Origin of the sequence: Streptomyces sp. NBC_01283 (assembly GCF_041435335.1) — a bacterium.
Lineage (GTDB): Bacteria > Actinomycetota > Actinomycetes > Streptomycetales > Streptomycetaceae > Streptomyces.
Genome location: NZ_CP108430.1, coordinates 7517129 through 7534918, shown reverse-complemented (window position 1 = coordinate 7534918; position 17790 = coordinate 7517129). Strand labels below are relative to the sequence as shown.

Sequence of the window (17790 nt, the reverse complement as noted above, 5' to 3'; positions counted from 1 at the left end):
AGTGCCTGAGAACGTCAGGCAGGACCACCGCCGAACTCACGCTCCAAGGAGGCGATCTGGTTGGAGCCGAGACCCCGCACACGGCGGCTCTCGGAGATGCCAAGTCGCTCCATGATCTGCTTGGCGCGGACCTTGCCCACGCCCGGCAGGGACTCCAGGAGAGCGGAGACCTTCATCTTGCCGATGACATCGTTCTCCTGACCCTGCTTGATGACCTCGTGAAGCGAGGCGCCGGAGTGCTTGAGTCGATTCTTGACCTCGGCCCGCTCCCGGCGAGCCGCGGCGGCCTTTTCGAGCGCGGCTGCGCGCTGTTCAGGGGTAAGGGGCGGAAGAGCCACGCCTACGTCACCTCGGATGTCGAACTGTCGGATACGGACCGGTGAGGAACCTAGTCGCCCCACACCTGGTGAGCAACGTGCAACGCGCTTGCCCGTTCGCTCTCGTCGGAGACTAGCGGGCATGGCCGCCAGAGTCAGCGAGAACAGACGAAAAGTCCTGGTCAGCCTCTGTCGAGGTGTGCATTTCGGGCATTTCACCCCGGATTTGGCCCGGCGAGGCATCAACGAAACGTAGGGACGTGGCCGGACACGTCCTTCGAAGGCGGAAAAACACCCTCAGGCCGAGGCGACGGCCTCGCGAATCTCGTCCGCGAAGCGGCTCGCGGCGACGCGAAGGCCCGCGGCGTCGGGACCGTGCCGCAGGACACCGCGGCTGACGCTCGGCACGACATTGCGCACGGCGTCCCCGAAGACACCCGGCAGATCGGCCGGGGTGGCTCCCTGCGCCCCGATGCCGGGGGCGAGCAGCGGACCGTTGACCGCCAGGTCGTACGACGACAGGTCGCCCAGCGTGGCCCCTACGACTGCGCCGAAGGAGCCCAGGGGCTCCGCACCGGCGTTCTCCGCCGCCAGGTGCCCAAGGATCGTCGCGCCGATCGTGCGGCCATCCGCGCGCACCGCGTGCTGCACCTCGGCGCCCTCGGGGTTGGAGGTGAGGGCGAGCACGAAGAGTCCGGTGCCGTTCTCGCGCGCGAGGTCGACGGCCGGCTTCAGCGAGCCGTAGCCGAGGTAGGGCGAGACGGTGAGGGCGTCGGAGAACAGCGGCGAGTCCTTGTGCAGGAAGGTCTCGGCGTACGCGGCCATCGTCGAGCCGATGTCGCCCCGCTTGGCGTCCATGACCACCAGGGCCCCGGCCGCGCGCAGCTCCTGGACCGCCTTCTCAAGGACGGCGATGCCGCGCGAGCCGAAGCGCTCGAAGAACGCGCTCTGCGGCTTGAACACCGCGACGCTCCCGGCGAGCGCCTCGACGACGGTGCCGGTGAACTTCTCCAGGCCCGCGACGTCGTCGTTCAGGCCCCAGGCGGACAGCAGGGAGGCGTGCGGGTCGATGCCGACGCAGAGCGGACCGCGCTCGTCCATGGCGTGACGCAGGCGCGTACCGAAGGGTTCGAGGGCACTCATGCTGGTCATCGGGGTTTCCTTACGTCGGCGCCGACGGCCTCGGCGAGCGTGGCGTACGGGGAGGTGTTCAGCCGGGCGGCAAGACCCTTGTGGATCGCGCGGCCCCAGAAGGGCCCTTCGTAGATGAACGCGCTGTAGCCCTGCACCAGGGTGGCGCCCGCGAGGATGCGCTGCCAGGCGTCCTCGGCGTTCTCGATGCCGCCGACGCCCACGAGCGTGATGCGGTCGCCCACGCGCGCGTAGAGGCGGCGCAGGACCTCCAGGGAGCGCTCCTTGAGGGGCGCCCCGGAAAGGCCGCCGGTCTCTCCGTAGAGCGAAGGTTCGGATTGCAAACCGAGGCTCTCGCGCGCGATGGTCGTGTTCGTCGCGATGATGCCGTCCAGGCCGAGCTCGACGGCCAGGTCGGCGACCGCGTCGATGTCCTCGTCCGCGAGGTCGGGGGCGATCTTCACGAGGAGCGGCACGCGCCGTCCGGTGACGCTCCGGTCGGCCGCATCGCGTACGGCGGACAGCAGCGGCCGCAGCGACTCCGTGGCCTGGAGGTTGCGCAGGCCGGGGGTGTTCGGGGAGGACACATTCACCACGAGGTAGTCGGCGTGGGCGGCGAGCCGCTCGGTCGACTTCACGTAGTCGGCGGCGGCCTCCTCCTCGGGGACGACCTTGGTCTTGCCGATGTTCACGCCCACGACCGTCTTGAAGACGGCCTTGCGGGCGCCCAGGCGCTCGGCCACGGCCGCGGAGCCCTCGTTGTTGAATCCCATGCGGTTGATCAGCGCACGGTCCTGCACGAGGCGGAACAGCCGCTTCTTGGGGTTGCCGGGCTGCGGCTCCCCCGTGACGGTGCCGATCTCGATGTGGTCGAAGCCCAGCATCGACATGCCGTCGATCGCCACGGCGTTCTTGTCGAAGCCCGCCGCGAGGCCGAAGGGCCCGTGCATCCGCAGCCCGAAGGCCTGGGTGCGCAGCTCCTTGTGGCGCGGCGCGAGCACGGCCGCGACGAAGGTGCGCAGCACGGGGATACGGGCCGCGAGCCGGATCCAGCGGAAGGCCAGGTAGTGGGCCTGCTCCGGGTCCATGCGCTTGAAGACGAGGTCGAAGAAAAACTTGTACATGTACGTGTCCTCAGGTGTGCTCACCAGAAGGGGGACACCGGATCGGTGTCCCCCTGGTGGGCTGCTAGTCGCGGGCCGCGGTCAGATGCTCCGCGTGTTCCTGGAGTGAACGGACGCCCACGTCCCCGTGGTTGAGCGCGTCGATGCCCTGGACGGCGGCGGCGAGCGCCTGGACCGTCGTCAGGCACGGCACTGAGCGGGAGACCGCCGCCGTACGGATGTCGTAGCCGTCGAGGCGGCCGCCGGTGCCGTACGGGGTGTTGACGATGAGGTCGACCGCGCCGTCGTGGATGAGCTGGACGATCGTCTTCTCGCCGTTCGGACCCTCGCCCTCGCTCTGCTTGCGCACGATCGTGGCGTTGATGCCGTTGCGCTTGAGCACCTCGGCCGTGCCGGACGTGGCGAGCAACTCGAAGCCGTGCGCGACCAGTTCACGCGCCGGGAAGATCATCGAGCGCTTGTCGCGGTTGGCGACGGAGATGAAGGCGCGGCCCTTGGTGGGCAGCGGGCCGTACGCGCCCGCCTGCGACTTGGCGTACGCCGTGCCGAACACCGAGTCGATGCCCATGACTTCGCCCGTGGAGCGCATCTCCGGGCCGAGGACGGTGTCGACGCCGCGCCCGTGGATGTCGCGGAAGCGGCTCCACGGCATGACGGCTTCCTTCACCGAGATCGGCGCGTCCATCGGCAGGGTGCCGCCGTCGCCGGTCGCCGGGAGCATGCCCTCGGCGCGCAGCTCGGCGACGGTCGCGCCGAGCGAGATGCGCGCGGCGGCCTTGGCCAGCGGCACCGCGGTCGCCTTCGAGGTGAAGGGGACGGTGCGCGAGGCACGCGGGTTGGCCTCCAGGACGTACAGGATGTCCCCGGCCATCGCGAACTGGATGTTGATGAGCCCGCGGACGCCGACGCCCTTGGCGATGCCCTCCGTGGAGGCCCGCAGGCGCTTGATGTCGAAGCCGCCCAGCGTGATCGGGGGCAGCGCGCACGCCGAGTCGCCGGAGTGGATGCCGGCCTCCTCGATGTGCTCCATGACGCCGCCGAGGTAGAGCTCGTGGCCGTCGTAGAGCGCGTCCACGTCGATCTCGATCGCGTCGTCGAGGAAGCGGTCGACGAGCACCGGCCGCGAGGGGCTGATCTCGGTCGACTCCTCGATGTACGCGGCGAGGCGCGTCTCGTCGTAGACGATCTCCATGCCACGGCCGCCGAGCACGTACGACGGACGTACGAGGACGGGGTAGCCGATCTCGTCGGCGATGGCCTTGGCCTCGGAGAAGGTGGTCGCGGTGCCGTGCTTGGGCGCGGGGAGACCGGCCTCGGCGAGCACGCGGCCGAAGGCGCCGCGGTCCTCGGCGGCGTGGATGGCCTCGGGCGGGGTGCCCACGACCGGCACGCCGTTGTCCTTGAGCGCCTGCGCGAGGCCGAGCGGGGTCTGGCCGCCGAGCTGGACGATGACGCCCGCGATCGGCCCTGCCTGCGCCTCGGCGTTGACGATCTCCAGCACGTCTTCGAGCGTCAGCGGCTCGAAGTACAGGCGGTCGGAGGTGTCGTAGTCCGTGGAGACCGTCTCGGGGTTGCAGTTGACCATCACGGTCTCGTAGCCCGCGTCGCTCAGCGCGAAGGAGGCGTGGACGCAGGAGTAGTCGAACTCGATGCCCTGGCCGATGCGGTTGGGGCCCGAGCCCAGGATGATGACCGCGGGCTTCTCGCGCTTGGCGACCTCGTTCTCCTCGTCGTACGAGGAGTAGAAGTACGGCGTCTTCGCGGCGAACTCGGCGGCGCAGGTGTCGACCGTCTTGTAGACCGGGCGCACCCCGAGGGCGTGGCGCACCTCGCGGACGACGTCCTCGCGCAGACCGCGGATCTCCGCGATCTGGTGGTCGGAGAAGCCGTGCCGCTTGGCCTCGGCGAGCAGGTCGGCGTCCAGGCGCTCGGCGGCGGTCAGCTCGTCCGCGATCTCCTTGATCAGGAAGAGCTGGTCGACGAACCACGGGTCGATCTTCGTGTACTCGAAGACCTCTTCGGGCGTGGCGCCGGCGCGGATGGCCTGCATGACGGAGTTGATGCGCCCGTCGGTCGGCCGGACGGCCTCTTCCAGAAGAAGAGCCTTGTCGCCGGGCTCGCCCACGAAGGTGAACTGCGAGCCCTTCTTCTCCAGGGACCGCAGCGCCTTCTGCAGCGCCTCGGTGAAGTTGCGGCCGATCGCCATGGCCTCGCCGACCGACTTCATGGTGGTCGTCAGGGTGGAGTCCGCCGAGGGGAACTTCTCGAAGGCGAAACGCGGGGCCTTGACCACCACGTAGTCGAGCGTCGGCTCGAAGGAGGCCGGGGTCTTCTCGGTGATGTCGTTCGGGATCTCGTCCAGCGTGTAGCCGACAGCCAGCTTTGCGGCGATCTTCGCGATCGGGAAGCCGGTGGCCTTCGACGCGAGCGCCGATGACCGCGAGACACGCGGGTTCATCTCGATGACGATGACCCGGCCGTCCGTCGGGTCGATGGCGAACTGGATGTTGCAGCCGCCGGTGTCGACGCCGACCTCGCGGATGATCGCGATGCCGACGTCACGGAGGGTCTGGTACTCGCGGTCGGTCAGCGTCATCGCGGGCGCGACGGTGATCGAGTCGCCGGTGTGCACGCCCATCGGGTCGAAGTTCTCGATGGAGCAGACGACCACGACGTTGTCGTTCTTGTCGCGCATCAGCTCCAGCTCGTACTCCTTCCAGCCGAGGATGGACTCCTCGAGGAGTACCTCGGTGGTCGGCGAGAGCGTGAGGCCCTGTCCGGCGATGCGGCGCAGCTCCTCCTCGTCGTGGGCGAAGCCGGAACCGGCGCCGCCCATGGTGAAGGAGGGGCGGACGACGACGGGGTAGCCGCCGAGCTCGTCGACGCCCTTGAGGACGTCGTCCATGGAGTGGCAGATGTACGAGCGCGCGGACTCGCCGTGCCCGATCTTCTTGTGGACCTCTTCGACGACGCCCTTGAAGAGGTCGCGGTCCTCGCCCTTGTTGATCGCCTCGACGTTGGCGCCGATGAGCTCGACACCGTACTTCTCCAGGACTCCCTGCTCGTGCATGGAGATCGCGGTGTTGAGCGCGGTCTGGCCGCCCAGGGTGGGCAGGAGCGCGTCGGGGCGCTCCTTGGCGATGATCTTCTCGACGAACTCCGGGGTGATCGGCTCGACGTAGGTCGCGTCGGCGATCTCCGGGTCGGTCATGATCGTCGCCGGGTTCGAGTTCACCAGGATGACGCGCAGGCCCTCGGCCTTGAGGACGCGGCAGGCCTGGGTGCCGGAGTAGTCGAACTCCGCTGCCTGGCCGATGACGATCGGACCGGAGCCGATGACCAGGACGGACTGGATATCGGTGCGCTTAGGCACGCTGGGCTCCTTCTGCGGTCATCAGAGATACGAAGCGGTCGAAGAGGTACGCGGCGTCGTGCGGACCCGCGGCGGCTTCGGGGTGGTACTGGACGCTGAACGCGGGCTGGTCGAGGAGCTGGAGCCCCTCCACCACCTGGTCGTTGAGGCACACGTGGGAGACCTCGGCGCGCCCGTAGGGGGTGTCGGAGACCTTGTCGAGCGGCGCGTCGACGGCGAAGCCGTGGTTGTGCGCGGTGACCTCGACCTTGCCGGTCGTGCGGTCCTGCACGGGCTGGTTGATGCCGCGGTGGCCGTACTTCAGCTTGAACGTGCCGAAGCCGAGGGCGCGGCCGAGGATCTGGTTGCCGAAGCAGATACCGAACAGCGGGGTCTTGCGCTCCAGGACGGCCCGCATGACGGCGACGGGGCCGTCCGCGGTCGCCGGGTCGCCGGGACCGTTGGAGAAGAACACGCCGTCGGGCTGGACCGCGTAGATGTCCTCGGCGGTCGCGGTCGCGGGCAGGACGTGCACCTCGATGCCACGCTCGGCCATGCGGTGCGGGGTCATGCCCTTGATGCCGAGGTCGACGGCGGCGACGGTGAAGCGCTTCTCGCCGATCGCGGGGACGACGTACGTCTCCTTGGTGGCGACCTCGGCGGCGAGGTCCGAGCCCTTCATCTCGGGCTGCTGACGGACCTCGGCGAGCATCACGCCCTCGTCCGGGAGTGCGTTGCCGGAGAAGATCCCGACGCGCATGGCGCCGCTCTCGCGCAGGTGGCGGGTGAGGGCACGCGTGTCGATGCCGCTGATGCCGACGACGCCCTGGTTGACGAGTTCCTCGTCGAGCGTGCGCTGCGAGCGCCAGTTGGAGGGCACGCGCGCGGGGTCGCGCACGACGTAGCCGGCGACCCAGATCTTCTTCGACTCGGGGTCCTCGTCGTTCACGCCCGTGTTGCCGACGTGCGGGGCCGTCATGACGACGACCTGGCGGTGGTACGAGGGGTCGGTGAGCGTCTCCTGGTAGCCGGTCATGCCGGTGGAGAACACCGCTTCGCCGAAGGTCTCCCCCACGGCCCCGTAGGCGCGGCCGCGGAAGATGCGGCCGTCCTCCAGGACGAGTACGGCGGGAGTCTTGTGGGCTCCCCTGGTGGAGGTCGTCATCGTGCGGTGCCTTCCTTCGTGCTGGTCGTGTTGATCATGTTGTTGATGGCCTCGACCCACTGGGCCTGCTCGGCCGCGTGGTCCGAGCGGAAGCCCGAGTCGAGCAGCTTCTCGCCGTGCTCCCACGTGACGATCAGCAGACCGCCCTCCGCGAGGACCTTTCCGGCGATGCCCTTGTCGAGTCTGGCCTCGCGCAGCTGTGCGGCCGGGACGAAGAAGTCGGCCGCCCCGGGGCGTACGACATCGAGGCCCGCGTCCGTGAGCGTCAGCTCCACGCGGCTGCGGGTACCGAGGCCGTGCGCCACGATGCGGTCCAGCCACTGCCCTGCCGTGGTCGAGCCGTGGTAGCGGCCGGTCAGCTCAAGTCTCGCCGGGCCCGGGTCATCCGGCACCACGGGAAGCGGCGGCAGGTCGCCCTGGAGCGTGCCGCGCCACTTCCAGCCCTCGCGCATCAGCCAGTAGACGAGCGCGATGAAGAGCAGCAGTCCGACGACCCAGCCCGCGCGAGCGGCCCAGTCCGTCACGTCCGCCGACTTCTTCTCGGCGGCGAGCACGGCGGCGTTTCCTGCGGCGGCAGAGATCAGAGATGTCACGCGAGCTTCCCGTCGACGAGCGTGGCGCGGCCCCGCAGCCACGTGTGCGTCACGCGACCGGGCAGCTCACGGCCCTCGTAGGGGGTGTTGCCGCTGCGCGAGGCGAAGCCCGCGGGGTCCACGACACCACGGTAAGCCGGATCGAGAAGCGTGAGGTTCGCGGGCTCACCTGCCGAGACGGGGCGGCCGTGGGTGGTGGCGCCACCGATCCGGGCGGGCTTGACGGACATCCGGTCGGCGACCGCGGCCCAGGTCAGCAGGCCCGTCTCGACCATCGTCTGCTGGACGACGGAGAGCGCCGTCTCCAGGCCCACCATGCCCATGGCGGCCGCGGCCCACTCGCAGTCCTTGTCCTCGTGCGGGTGCGGGGCGTGGTCGGTGGCGACGATGTCGATCGTGCCGTCGGCCAGGGCCTCGCGCAGCGCCATGACGTCGCGCTCGGTGCGCAGCGGCGGGTTGACCTTGTAGACCGGGTTGTACGAGCGGACCAGCTCGTCGGTCAGGAGCAGGTGATGCGGGGTGACCTCGGCGGTGACGTCGATGCCGCGCGACTTCGCCCAGCGGACGATCTCGACGGATCCGGCGGTCGACAGGTGGCAGATGTGCACCCGCGAGCCCACGTGCTCGGCGAGCAGCACGTCACGCGCGATGATCGACTCCTCGGCGACGGCGGGCCAGCCGCCGAGGCCGAGCTCCGCGGAGACGACGCCCTCGTTCATCTGGGCGCCCTCGGTGAGGCGAGGCTCCTGCGCGTGCTGGGCGACGACGCCGCCGAACGCCTTCACGTACTCCAGGGCGCGGCGCATGATCACGGCGTCGTCGACGCACTTGCCGTCGTCGGAGAAGACGGTGACGCCGGCCGCGGACTCGTGCATGGCGCCGAGCTCGGCGAGCTTCTTGCCCTCCAGGCCGACGGTGACGGCGCCGATGGGCTGGACGTCCGCGTAGCCGCCTTCCTGGCCGAGGCGGTAGACCTGTTCGACGACACCGGCGGTGTCGGCGACGGGGAAGGTGTTGGCCATGGCGAACACGGCGGTGTAGCCGCCGGACGCGGCGGCCCGCGTACCGGTCAGGACGGTCTCGGAGTCCTCGCGGCCGGGCTCGCGCAGGTGGGTGTGCAGGTCGACGAGGCCGGGCAGCAGGATCTTGCCCTCGGCCTCGACCACGGTCGCGTCGCCCGCGTCGATGCCGGTCCCCACCTCGAGGATCGTCTCGCCGTCGATCAGGACGTCCTGGGGCTCGCCGCCAAGGACCTTCGCACCACGGATCAGGGTCTTGCTCATGGTCTTACTTCTCCTCGGAACCGGTGGGGCGGGTGTGGGTGACGGCGGGTTCGTTGCCGCCCAGGAGCAGGTAGAGGACGGCCATCCGGGTGTGGACGCCGTTGGCGACCTGCTCGATGACCGTGCAGCGGTCGGAGTCGGCGACCTCGGCGGTGATCTCCATGCCGCGCACCATCGGGCCGGGGTGCATCACGATGGCGTGCTCGGGCATCTTCGCCATGCGCTCGCCGTCCAGGCCGTAGCGGCGCGAGTACTCCCGCTCGGTCGGGAAGAACGCGGCGTTCATGCGCTCGCGCTGCACGCGCAGCATCATCACGGCGTCGGACTTCGGGAGCACCCGGTCCAGGTCGTACGAGACGTCGCAGGGCCAGCTGTCCACGCCGACCGGCACGAGGGTGGGCGGGGCCACCAGGGTCACCTGGGCGCCGAGGGTGTGCAGGAGGTCGACGTTCGAGCGCGCGACCCGGCTGTGCAGGACGTCGCCGACGAGCGTGATGCGCTTGCCGCTGAGGTCCTTGCCGAGGCCCGCGTCCCTGCCGACGAGGCGGCGCCGCATGGTGAAGGCGTCGAGCAGCGCCTGCGTGGGGTGCTGGTGGGTGCCGTCGCCCGCGTTGATCACGGGGGCGTCGATCCAGCCGGAGGTGGCGAGGCGGTAGGGGGCGCCGGACGCGCCGTGCCGGATGACGACGGCGTCGACGCCCATCGCCTCCAGGGTCTGGGCGGTGTCCTTGAGGGACTCGCCCTTGGAGACGCTGGAGCCCTTGGCGGCGAAGTTGATGACGTCGGCGGAGAGGCGCTTCTCGGCGGCCTCGAAGGAGATCCGGGTCCGGGTCGAGTCCTCGAAGAACAGATTGCAGATCGTGCGGCCGCGCAGGGCGGGAAGCTTCTTGATCGGCCGGTCGGCGACCCGGGCCATTTCCTCGGCGGTGTCGAGGATGAGAACGGCGTCGTCGCGGGTGAGGTCGGCGGCCGAGATGAGGTGTCGCATCATCTGGGTGTACTCCGTCATGTGGAGGTGTGCGGGCACGCGGGCGCGCAGGGGTGTGCCCCGGTGCCCGTGAGGGGAAGACGGTCCTACGCGGAAGCGGGCTTGGCACCGAGCAGCACGGCGTCGCGGCCGTCCTCCTCGGCGAGCTGGACCTTGACCGTCTCCCGCAGCGACGTGGGGAGGTTCTTTCCGACGTAGTCGGCGCGGATCGGGAGTTCGCGGTGGCCGCGGTCGACGAGGACGGCGAGCTGCACCGCGCGCGGGCGCCCGATGTCGTTCAGACCGTCGAGGGCGGCGCGGATGGTGCGACCGGAGAAGAGCACGTCGTCGACGAGGACGACGAGGCGGCCGTCGATGCCGTCACCGGGGATCTCGGTGCGGGCGAGTGCGCGCGGCGGATGCATGCGCAGATCGTCGCGGTACATCGTGATGTCGAGTGAGCCAACCGGGATCGTGCGTCCGGTGATTTCTTCGAGCTTCTCGGCGAGGCGCCGGGCGAGGAATACGCCGCGGGTGGGAATGCCGAGCAGCACCACGTCTTCGGCGCCTTTGGCGCGCTCGACGATCTCGTGCGCGATACGGGTCAACACCCGTGCGATGTCCGGGCCTTCGAGCACGGGCCGCGCGACATCGGGTTCGTTCGTGTTGTTCGAGTCCATATGAAACGGACCTCCTTCTCCGCCTCACGGGACGGACCTTAAAGGACGTCGAAATTGCGCCATCCACGGTACCAGCATCGGCAACACCCCCGGTCACGGCCCCCCTCGGAGGGGTCGGTACGGACCATTCGGCTTGACGCACCCAAGTAACGCTGCGTAACCTCACAGTGAGTTACCGTTCTTCGTCCGGGGAGCTATATGTCCAGCGAATACGCCAAACAGCTCGGGGCCAAGCTCCGCGCCATCCGTACCCAGCAGGGCCTTTCCCTCCACGGTGTCGAGGAAAAGTCCCAGGGACGCTGGAAGGCGGTCGTGGTCGGTTCGTACGAACGCGGCGACCGCGCCGTGACCGTACAGCGCCTTGCCGAGCTGGCGGACTTCTACGGCGTCCCGGTCCAGGAACTGCTGCCCGGCACCGCTCCGGGCGGCGCCGCCGAGCCGCCGCCGAAGCTCGTGCTTGATCTGGAGCGCCTGGCGCACGTCCCGCAGGAGAAGGCAGGCCCGCTCCAGCGGTACGCCGCCACGATCCAGTCGCAGCGCGGTGACTACAACGGCAAGGTGCTCTCGATCCGCCAGGACGACCTGCGCACCCTCGCCGTGATCTATGACCAGTCGCCCTCGGTTCTCACCGAGCAGCTGATCAGCTGGGGAGTCCTGGACGCGGACGCGCGTCGCGCCGTCGCCCACGACGACGTCTGATCCCCAAGGGGCACTTGAGCAGAAACGTAACGCCGGGGTGGCCGGAACCGATCGGGTTCCGGCCACCCCGGCGTTTTACGTGGCCGCCTGCGCCCTCAGAGGCCACAGCGGCCCCCCGAAGCCCTGGACGGCCCCTGAATGCGCCAGAGGGCCCGCAGCGGCGTGCTGCGGGCCCTCTGAGCGGCGTGGGGGTCTTGAGGAACCCCGAACTACGCCTCGTCGCGGCGCAGACTCGGCTTGAGATCCTTGAAGCGGCCCAGCAGGCCGTTCACGAAGGACGGCGAATCGTCCGTCGAGAACTCCTTGGCGAGCTGCACGGACTCGTCGAGCACCACGGCGTCCGGCGTCGCGTCGACCCAGATCAGCTCGTAGGCACCGAGCCGCAGGATGTTGCGGTCCACGACCGGCATCCTGTCCAGGGTCCACCCGACGGCGTACTGCGAGATCAGCTCGTCGATGTGGCGCGCGTGCTGCGCGTACCCCTCGACCAGCTCCATCGTGTACTCGCTCACCGGCGGCTGCCGGGTATCGGCCCGCGAGTGGCGCACCCAGTCCGCGAGGACCGTCACTACGTCGGCGCCACGCTGGTCGGCCTCGAAGAGGATCTGGAAGGCGCGCTTGCGGGCCGTATTACGAGCAGCCACGGTTAGCTGTTCACCCGGCCGAGGTAGCCGCTGTCACGGGTGTCGACCTTGATCTTCTCGCCGGTGGTGATGAAGAGCGGCACCTGGATCTGGTGGCCGGTCTCCAGCGTCGCGGGCTTGGTGCCGCCGGTGGAGCGGTCGCCCTGGACGCCGGGCTCGGTCTCCTGGATGACCAGCTCGACGGCGGCCGGCAGCTCGACGAAGAGGACTTCGCCCTCGTGCTGCGCGACGGAGGCCGTGAAGCCCTCGATCAGGAAGTTGGCGGCGTCACCGACCGACTTCTTGTCGACGTGCAGCTGGTCGTACGTCTCCATGTCCATGAAGACGAAGTAGTCGCCGTCCATGTAGGAGAACTGCATGTCGCGCTTGTCGATCGTCGCCGTGTCGACCTTGACGCCGGCGTTGAACGTCTTGTCGACGACCTTGCCCGACATCACGTTCTTGAGCTTGGTGCGCACAAAGGCGGGGCCCTTGCCGGGCTTGACGTGCTGGAACTCGACGACGGACCAGAGCTGGCCCCCGTCGAGCTTGAGCACCAGGCCGTTCTTGAGGTCGTTCGTGGAAGCCACGGTTGCGGAATCTCCTGGACTGACGTGGACGACCCCGGCGCACGCGCATAGCTCGAGGCTAGAGCGCGAGCAGCTCCTTGGTCGTAATGGTGAGTAGCTCGGGTCCGCCGTCCGCCTCGGGGCGCACGACGAGCGTGTCATCGATCCGGACACCTCCCCGTCCCGGGATGTGAACCCCCGGTTCGACGGTGACCGGCACGCAAGCGTCCAGTTTACCCATGGCCGCGGGCGCCAACTGCGGGTCCTCGTCGATTTCGAGCCCCACGCCATGTCCCATCAGCGGAGCGAGACCGTCCGCATACCCCGCGGAGTCCAGTACGTGACGTGCCGCGCGGTCGATGTCGCGGTAGGCGGCGCCCGGTACGAGAGCCTCCCTGCCCGCCCGCTGAGCGGCGAAGACGAGGTCGTACAACTCGATCTGCCAGTCCGCGGGAGACGTACCGATGACGAACGTACGCCCGATCTCGCAACGATAACCGCGATAACTGGCCCCGAGGCACACGGAGAGGAAATCCCCCTCCTCCACCCGCCGGTCCGTCGGGCGATGGCCGCCCCGGCCTGCGTTCGGTCCGGTGCCGACGGAGGTCGGGAAGGCGGGCCCGTCCGCGCCGTGGTCGACGAGGCGGCGCTCCAGCTCAAGGGCGAGGTGGCGTTCCGTACGCCCCACGAGAATGGATTCGAGCAGCTCGCCGAGCGCCTGGTCGGCGATCTCGGAGCCGATCCGCAGACAGGAGATCTCCTCCTCGTCCTTGACGAGCCGCAGTTGCTCGACCGCTCCCCCGAGATCCGTGAGCCGCAGCCTCGGCGCGACGGATCCCAGCGCGCGATGCCGGGCGACCGTGAGGTCGTGCTCCTCCACGGCGAGCGAATCGGCGCCCTGCGCCGCCGCGAGGTCGCCGCCCGCGACGGCGGGGTCCCCGCCGGACGCGTCGAGCAGCTGCACCCGCAGCCCCCCGTCGGGCCGGCCCTCGCCCTGCTCGTCACCGAGCGGTCTTGAGCACAGCAGCAGATCCTCGCTGCTGCCCAGCAGGAGCACGGCGCCCTGCGGCGCCGCCCCCGCGAGATACCGCACGTTGGCGGGACGGGACACCAGCGCCGACGCGCTGCCGCCCGCGGCACAACGCTCCCTCAACCGCTCGCGGCGGGCCGCGTACACCTCAGACATGGGACGAGCCTATGAGCGGCGGCGCGGGACGGCCGGTCGAGCGCGTCCGACCGTGGCTCGGCGGCGGACGTCAGGCGGACGCGGCTACCACTGCGGCGGGCTCGCGATGGAGCGGGCGAGGACGTCGTCGAGGATCCGGGCCGTGGCGGGCACGTCCAGCTGGGAGTTGTCGATGATGGGCAGACCCGAGCCGTACCACCCGGCCATGCGGCCGTGGATGCGGGCCACTTCCTCGTCCGTGAGGCGGCGGTTGCCGCTGCGCTCGGCGTTGCGCTCCAGGACGATCTCCAGGCCGGGCAGCAGGACCACAGGAAGCAGGCCGGGGCCCACGTGGCGCTTCCAGCCGCCGAGGCCGACGACCGGGCGGTCGGGGAAGACGGCGTCGTCGAGGATGCAGGAGATGCCGTTGGCCAGGAAGTTCCGTGCGGCGAAGCCACAGGTGCGGCGAGCCAGGCGGTACTGCGCCTCGGAGTGGTCGTTCCAGCCGGACTGGGGGTCCGCGAAGCCCGAGCGCACCCATTCGCGTACGTCGTCGAGGCTGATATGGGCGGTCGGCACCCTGCGGTGCTCCGCCCAGTACTTCGCGACGCTCGTCTTGCCCGCGCCCGCGGGGCCGATCAGGAGGACGGCGAGCGTGGTGGCGCCGGTGTCCGCCTGGGCCGTGCCGGGCGGCGGGCTCGGCATGGCGACGGGGCCGCCGGGCGGGAGCTGGATGTGGCCCGTCGTGTCCGGGGTCGGGGGCACCGGAACACCACCCACCGGGACGTGACCGTGCTGCGGGGCGCCCGGCGCCACGTGCTGCGGTGCCGGGGCGTGCGGATGGGGGGCCGGTCCCTGCGGATGGGGGGCCGTGCCAGGGGGGTGCGGCGCGCCGGCGAAGCCCGGCGCGGGAGGCGGTGGGCCGCCCGGCGCGGCACCCGGCGGCGGACCACTCGGGTGATGTGCGGCCGGGGACCAGCCGGTGGCCGGTCCGTGCCCCGGCTGATGGGGCGGCGGCAGCGGAGACCCCACTGCGTGCTGCATCCGGTGCCACTCCGTCTCGTGCGACTGACGCTGGTCGGGCGGCGGCCGGGGCCACCCGTTACCGAACGGTACCGCCCCCGGCCGACGTTGTGTGAACGGCCGGGGAGGCCGCATGGTGCCCGTGGCTTGTTCCGGCGGGCCGATTCCGTGCTGCTGGAGCGCTAGTTGGACACTTCGCCGTACGCGGCGAGGAGCACCGCGGGGTCGGGTCCCTCCAGGACGGTCGGCTTGCCGAGGCCGTCCAGGACGATGAAGCGCAGCAGGTCACCGCGGGACTTCTTGTCGACCTTCATGGTCTCCAGGAGCTTGGGCCACTGGTCGTAGCGGTAGCTCAGGGGCAGGCCGACCGACTCGAGGACGGTGCGGTGCCGGTCGGCGGTCGCATCGTCGAGACGTCCGGCGAGGCGGCCGAGTTCGGCCGCGAAGGCCATGCCCACGGAGACGGCGGCGCCGTGCCGCCACTTGTAGCGCTCGTTCTTCTCGATGGCGTGCGCCAGGGTGTGGCCGTAGTTGAGGATCTCGCGCAGGCCCGACTCCTTGAGGTCGCCGGAGACGACCTCGGCCTTGACCTTGATGGAGCGCTCGATCAGCTCGGCGGTGTGCCGTCCCTGCGGGCTGCGCGCCGCCTCGGGGTCCTCCTCGATCAGTTCGAGGATCACCGGGTCGGCGATGAAGCCGGCCTTGATGATCTCCGCGAGGCCCGACACGAAGTCGTTGACCGGCAGCGAGTCGAGCGCGGCCAGGTCGCACAGCACGCCCACCGGCGGGTGGAAGGAGCCGACGAGGTTCTTGCCCTCGGCGGTGTTGATGCCGGTCTTGCCGCCGACCGCTGCGTCCACCATGCCGAGCACGGTGGTCGGCACGGCGATCCAGCGGACCCCGCGCAGCCAGGTCGCGGCCACGAACCCGGCGAGGTCCGTGCTGGCTCCGCCGCCGACGCCGATGATGATGTCGCTGCGGGTGAAGCCGGACTGGCCGAGGGCCTTCCAGCAGTACGCGGCGACCTCGGCGGTCTTGGCCTCCTCGGCGTTCGGCACCTGGATGGCGACGACCTCGAAACCCTGGCCCGCCAGGTCCTCGCGCAGCGCGTCGCCCGTCTCGGCGAGCGCCTCGGGGTGGATGATCGCGACGCGCTTGGTCCGCTCGCCGATCAGGCCGGGCAGTTCACCGAGGAGCTGCCGCCCGACGAGTACCTCGTACGGCTCGGTGCCCGCGGTGCCGCCGACCTGGATACGGGTGGGCGTCTGCCCAGCCGTCTCAGCCATCTCCGTCATGCTTCCTTCAACTCCAGTGCGTCGAGGACCGCTTGGGCTACCTCTTCGGGGGTGCGGTCGTCGGTGGCGACGACGGCGCGGGCGACTTCGGCGTAGAACTGGCGGCGGGCGTCCATCAGTTCGCGCCACTGCTTGCGCGGGTTGACCGCGAGCAGCGGGCGCGCGACGTTCAGGCCGGTGCGCTTGACGGCCTCCTCGACGTCCATCGAGAGATAGACGACGGGGTGCGGGGCGAGGAGCGCGCGGGTCGACTCGTCGAGGATCGCGCCCCCGCCGAGCGCGAGGATGCCCCCGTGCTCGGCGAGCGCCGTGCGCACGGCATCGCGCTCCAGGTCGCGGAAGTGCGACTCGCCGTCGTCCAGGAAGATGTCAGAGATCTCCCGGCCCTGTGCGGCCACGATGTCGGCGTCGGTGTCCCGGTAGACGGTGCCTAGGCGCTCGGCGAGCAGCGCGCCCACCGTCGACTTGCCCACGCCCATCGGTCCGACCAGAACGATCTGCGGGCCGGTCACCGGATCTGGAGGTTGTCGAGGTACGACCGCACGTTCCGGCGGGTCTCGGGGACGCTGTCGCCGCCGAACTTCTCCGCGACGGCGTCGGCCAGGGTCAGCGCGACCATCGCCTCGGCGACGATGCCCGCGGCCGGGACCGCGCACACGTCCGAACGCTGGTGGTGCGCCTTGGTGGCCTCGCCGGTGGCGACGTCGATGGTGGCGAGCGCGCGCGGCACGGTCGCGATGGGCTTCATCGCGGCGCGCACGCGCAGCAGTTCACCGGTGGTCAGACCGCCCTCGGTGCCGCCGGAGCGGCCGGAGGTGCGCCTGATGCCGTCGTCGGTGGAGACGATCTCGTCGTGCGCCTTGGAGCCCGGCACGCGCGCGAGGTCGAAGCCGTCGCCGACCTCGACGCCCTTGATGGCCTGGATGCCCATGAGCGCGGCGGCGAGCCGCGCGTCGAGCCGCCGGTCCCAGTGCACGTGCGAGCCGAGGCCGACCGGCACGTTGTACGCGAGGACCTCGACGACGCCGCCCAGGGTGTCGCCGTCCTTGTGGGCCTGGTCGATCTCCGCGACCATCGCCTTGCTCGCGTCCGCGTCGAGGCAGCGCACCGGGTCGGCGTCGAGCTTCTCCACGTCGGCGGGGGTCGGGTAGACGCCGTAGGGCGCCTTGGCGCTCGCCAGCTCGGTCACATGGCTGACGATCTCGATCCCGGCCGTCTCCTTGAGGTACGAGCGGGCGACCGCGCCGAGCGCGACGCGGGCCGCGGTCTCGCGGGCGGAGGCGCGCTCCAGGATCGGCCGGGCCTCGTCGAAGCCGTACTTCTGCATGCCCGCGAGGTCTGCGTGGCCGGGCCGGGGCCGGGTCAGCGGGGCGTTACGGGCCAGGTCGGCGAGGATCTCCGGGTCGACCGGGTCGGCCGCCATGACCTGCTCCCACTTGGGCCACTCGGTGTTGCCCACCATGATCGCGACCGGCGAGCCCATGGTCAGGCCGTGCCGGACACCGCCCAGGAAGGTGACCTCGTCGCGCTCGAACTTCATGCGCGCACCGCGCCCATAGCCGAGGCGCCGCCGGGCCAGGTGGTCCGCCACCATCTCCGTGGTGATCGGCACGCCGGCGGGAAGACCCTCCAGCGTCGCGACAAGTGCGGGTCCGTGGGACTCTCCCGCGGTCAGCCAACGCAACCTGCTCAACGGTGCTCCTCATGCTCGCGCCTGGAACTGCGTGGCGCGACCGGGTGCGCGGCCCTGGCCCGCCATCCCCGATCCTCCCACGTCGGGGGCCGGGAGCCGTCCTCCGGTCCA

Annotated in this window: 17 protein-coding genes; 1 reads left to right on the top strand and 16 read right to left on the bottom strand. The window is 70.3% G+C overall.

The annotated features are described in order from the left end of the window. Nucleotides 1–14: 14 nt before the first annotated feature. From OG302_RS34220 to pyrR, 9 genes are all read right to left on the bottom strand, one after another. Nucleotides 15–338: an integration host factor gene (locus tag OG302_RS34220; protein WP_003956414.1), complete on the bottom strand. Its 324-nt coding sequence runs from the start codon at nt 336–338 to the stop codon at nt 15–17. A 276-nt stretch (nt 339–614) separates the two neighbouring features. Beyond that, a complete protein-coding gene (pyrF, locus tag OG302_RS34215; RefSeq protein WP_371750321.1) occupies nt 615–1460 on the bottom strand; it encodes an orotidine-5'-phosphate decarboxylase in 846 nt (281 codons plus the stop codon). Between the two features lie 5 nt (nt 1461–1465). Then, nucleotides 1466–2572 carry a quinone-dependent dihydroorotate dehydrogenase gene (locus OG302_RS34210; RefSeq protein WP_371530294.1) on the bottom strand — a complete coding sequence of 369 codons (1107 nt, stop codon included), beginning with the start codon at nt 2570–2572 and terminating at the stop codon, nt 1466–1468. 64 nt (nt 2573–2636) lie between these two features. Beyond that, nucleotides 2637–5945, bottom strand: coding sequence for a carbamoyl-phosphate synthase large subunit (gene carB / locus OG302_RS34205; protein ID WP_371530293.1), 3309 nt, complete (start codon nt 5943–5945; stop codon nt 2637–2639). Then, nucleotides 5938–7089 (bottom strand): glutamine-hydrolyzing carbamoyl-phosphate synthase small subunit, encoded by a 1152-nt coding sequence (gene carA / locus OG302_RS34200; RefSeq protein ID WP_371530292.1) that lies wholly within the window; start codon nt 7087–7089, stop codon nt 5938–5940. The genes carB and carA overlap by 8 nt, the downstream gene beginning before the upstream one ends. Then, a complete protein-coding gene (locus OG302_RS34195; RefSeq protein ID WP_371530291.1) occupies nt 7086–7682 on the bottom strand; it encodes a hypothetical protein in 597 nt (198 codons plus the stop codon). The genes carA and OG302_RS34195 overlap by 4 nt, the downstream gene beginning before the upstream one ends. Further along, nucleotides 7679–8965, bottom strand: coding sequence for a dihydroorotase (locus OG302_RS34190; RefSeq protein ID WP_371530290.1), 1287 nt, complete (start codon nt 8963–8965; stop codon nt 7679–7681). Before OG302_RS34190 ends, OG302_RS34195 begins: the two co-directional genes overlap by 4 nt. Before the next feature lie 4 nt (nt 8966–8969). After that, complete coding sequence (locus OG302_RS34185) at nt 8970–9956, bottom strand: aspartate carbamoyltransferase catalytic subunit (RefSeq protein ID WP_160503766.1); 987 nt, start codon at nt 9954–9956, stop codon at nt 8970–8972. Nucleotides 9957–10039: 83 nt separating this feature from the next. Beyond that, nucleotides 10040–10612: a bifunctional pyr operon transcriptional regulator/uracil phosphoribosyltransferase PyrR gene (gene pyrR, locus OG302_RS34180; protein WP_361834550.1), complete on the bottom strand. Its 573-nt coding sequence runs from the start codon at nt 10610–10612 to the stop codon at nt 10040–10042. 198 nt (nt 10613–10810) lie between these two features. On the opposite strand from pyrR, the gene bldD reads away from it, so the two are divergent. Continuing rightward, nucleotides 10811–11311, top strand: coding sequence for a transcriptional regulator BldD (gene bldD / locus OG302_RS34175; protein WP_249591133.1), 501 nt, complete (start codon nt 10811–10813; stop codon nt 11309–11311). A gap of 209 nt (nt 11312–11520) precedes the next feature. Here the strand turns inward: bldD and nusB are convergent, their stop codons facing one another. The 7 genes from nusB to aroC all read right to left on the bottom strand — a co-directional run bounded on the left by nusB (nt 11521) and on the right by aroC (nt 17679). Next, complete coding sequence (gene nusB, locus OG302_RS34170) at nt 11521–11955, bottom strand: transcription antitermination factor NusB (protein ID WP_361834547.1); 435 nt, start codon at nt 11953–11955, stop codon at nt 11521–11523. A 2-nt stretch (nt 11956–11957) separates the two neighbouring features. Then, complete coding sequence (gene efp, locus OG302_RS34165; RefSeq protein WP_371530289.1) at nt 11958–12524, bottom strand: elongation factor P; 567 nt, start codon at nt 12522–12524, stop codon at nt 11958–11960. A 58-nt stretch (nt 12525–12582) separates the two neighbouring features. Next, entirely contained in the window at nt 12583–13689 is a 1107-nt protein-coding gene (locus tag OG302_RS34160; RefSeq protein WP_371530288.1) for a M24 family metallopeptidase, read from the bottom strand. Between the two features lie 84 nt (nt 13690–13773). Then, nucleotides 13774–14712 carry a Pro-rich N-terminal domain-containing protein gene (locus OG302_RS34155; protein WP_371530287.1) on the bottom strand — a complete coding sequence of 313 codons (939 nt, stop codon included), beginning with the start codon at nt 14710–14712 and terminating at the stop codon, nt 13774–13776. 161 nt (nt 14713–14873) lie between these two features. Then, nucleotides 14874–15977, bottom strand: coding sequence for a 3-dehydroquinate synthase (aroB, locus tag OG302_RS34150; protein ID WP_371530286.1), 1104 nt, complete (start codon nt 15975–15977; stop codon nt 14874–14876). A 5-nt stretch (nt 15978–15982) separates the two neighbouring features. Continuing rightward, complete coding sequence (locus OG302_RS34145) at nt 15983–16498, bottom strand: shikimate kinase (RefSeq protein ID WP_371530285.1); 516 nt, start codon at nt 16496–16498, stop codon at nt 15983–15985. After that, nucleotides 16495–17679, bottom strand: a complete 1185-nt coding sequence (aroC, locus tag OG302_RS34140; protein ID WP_371530284.1) for a chorismate synthase — start codon at nt 17677–17679, stop codon at nt 16495–16497. The genes OG302_RS34145 and aroC overlap by 4 nt, the downstream gene beginning before the upstream one ends. Nucleotides 17680–17790 lie beyond the last annotated feature (111 nt).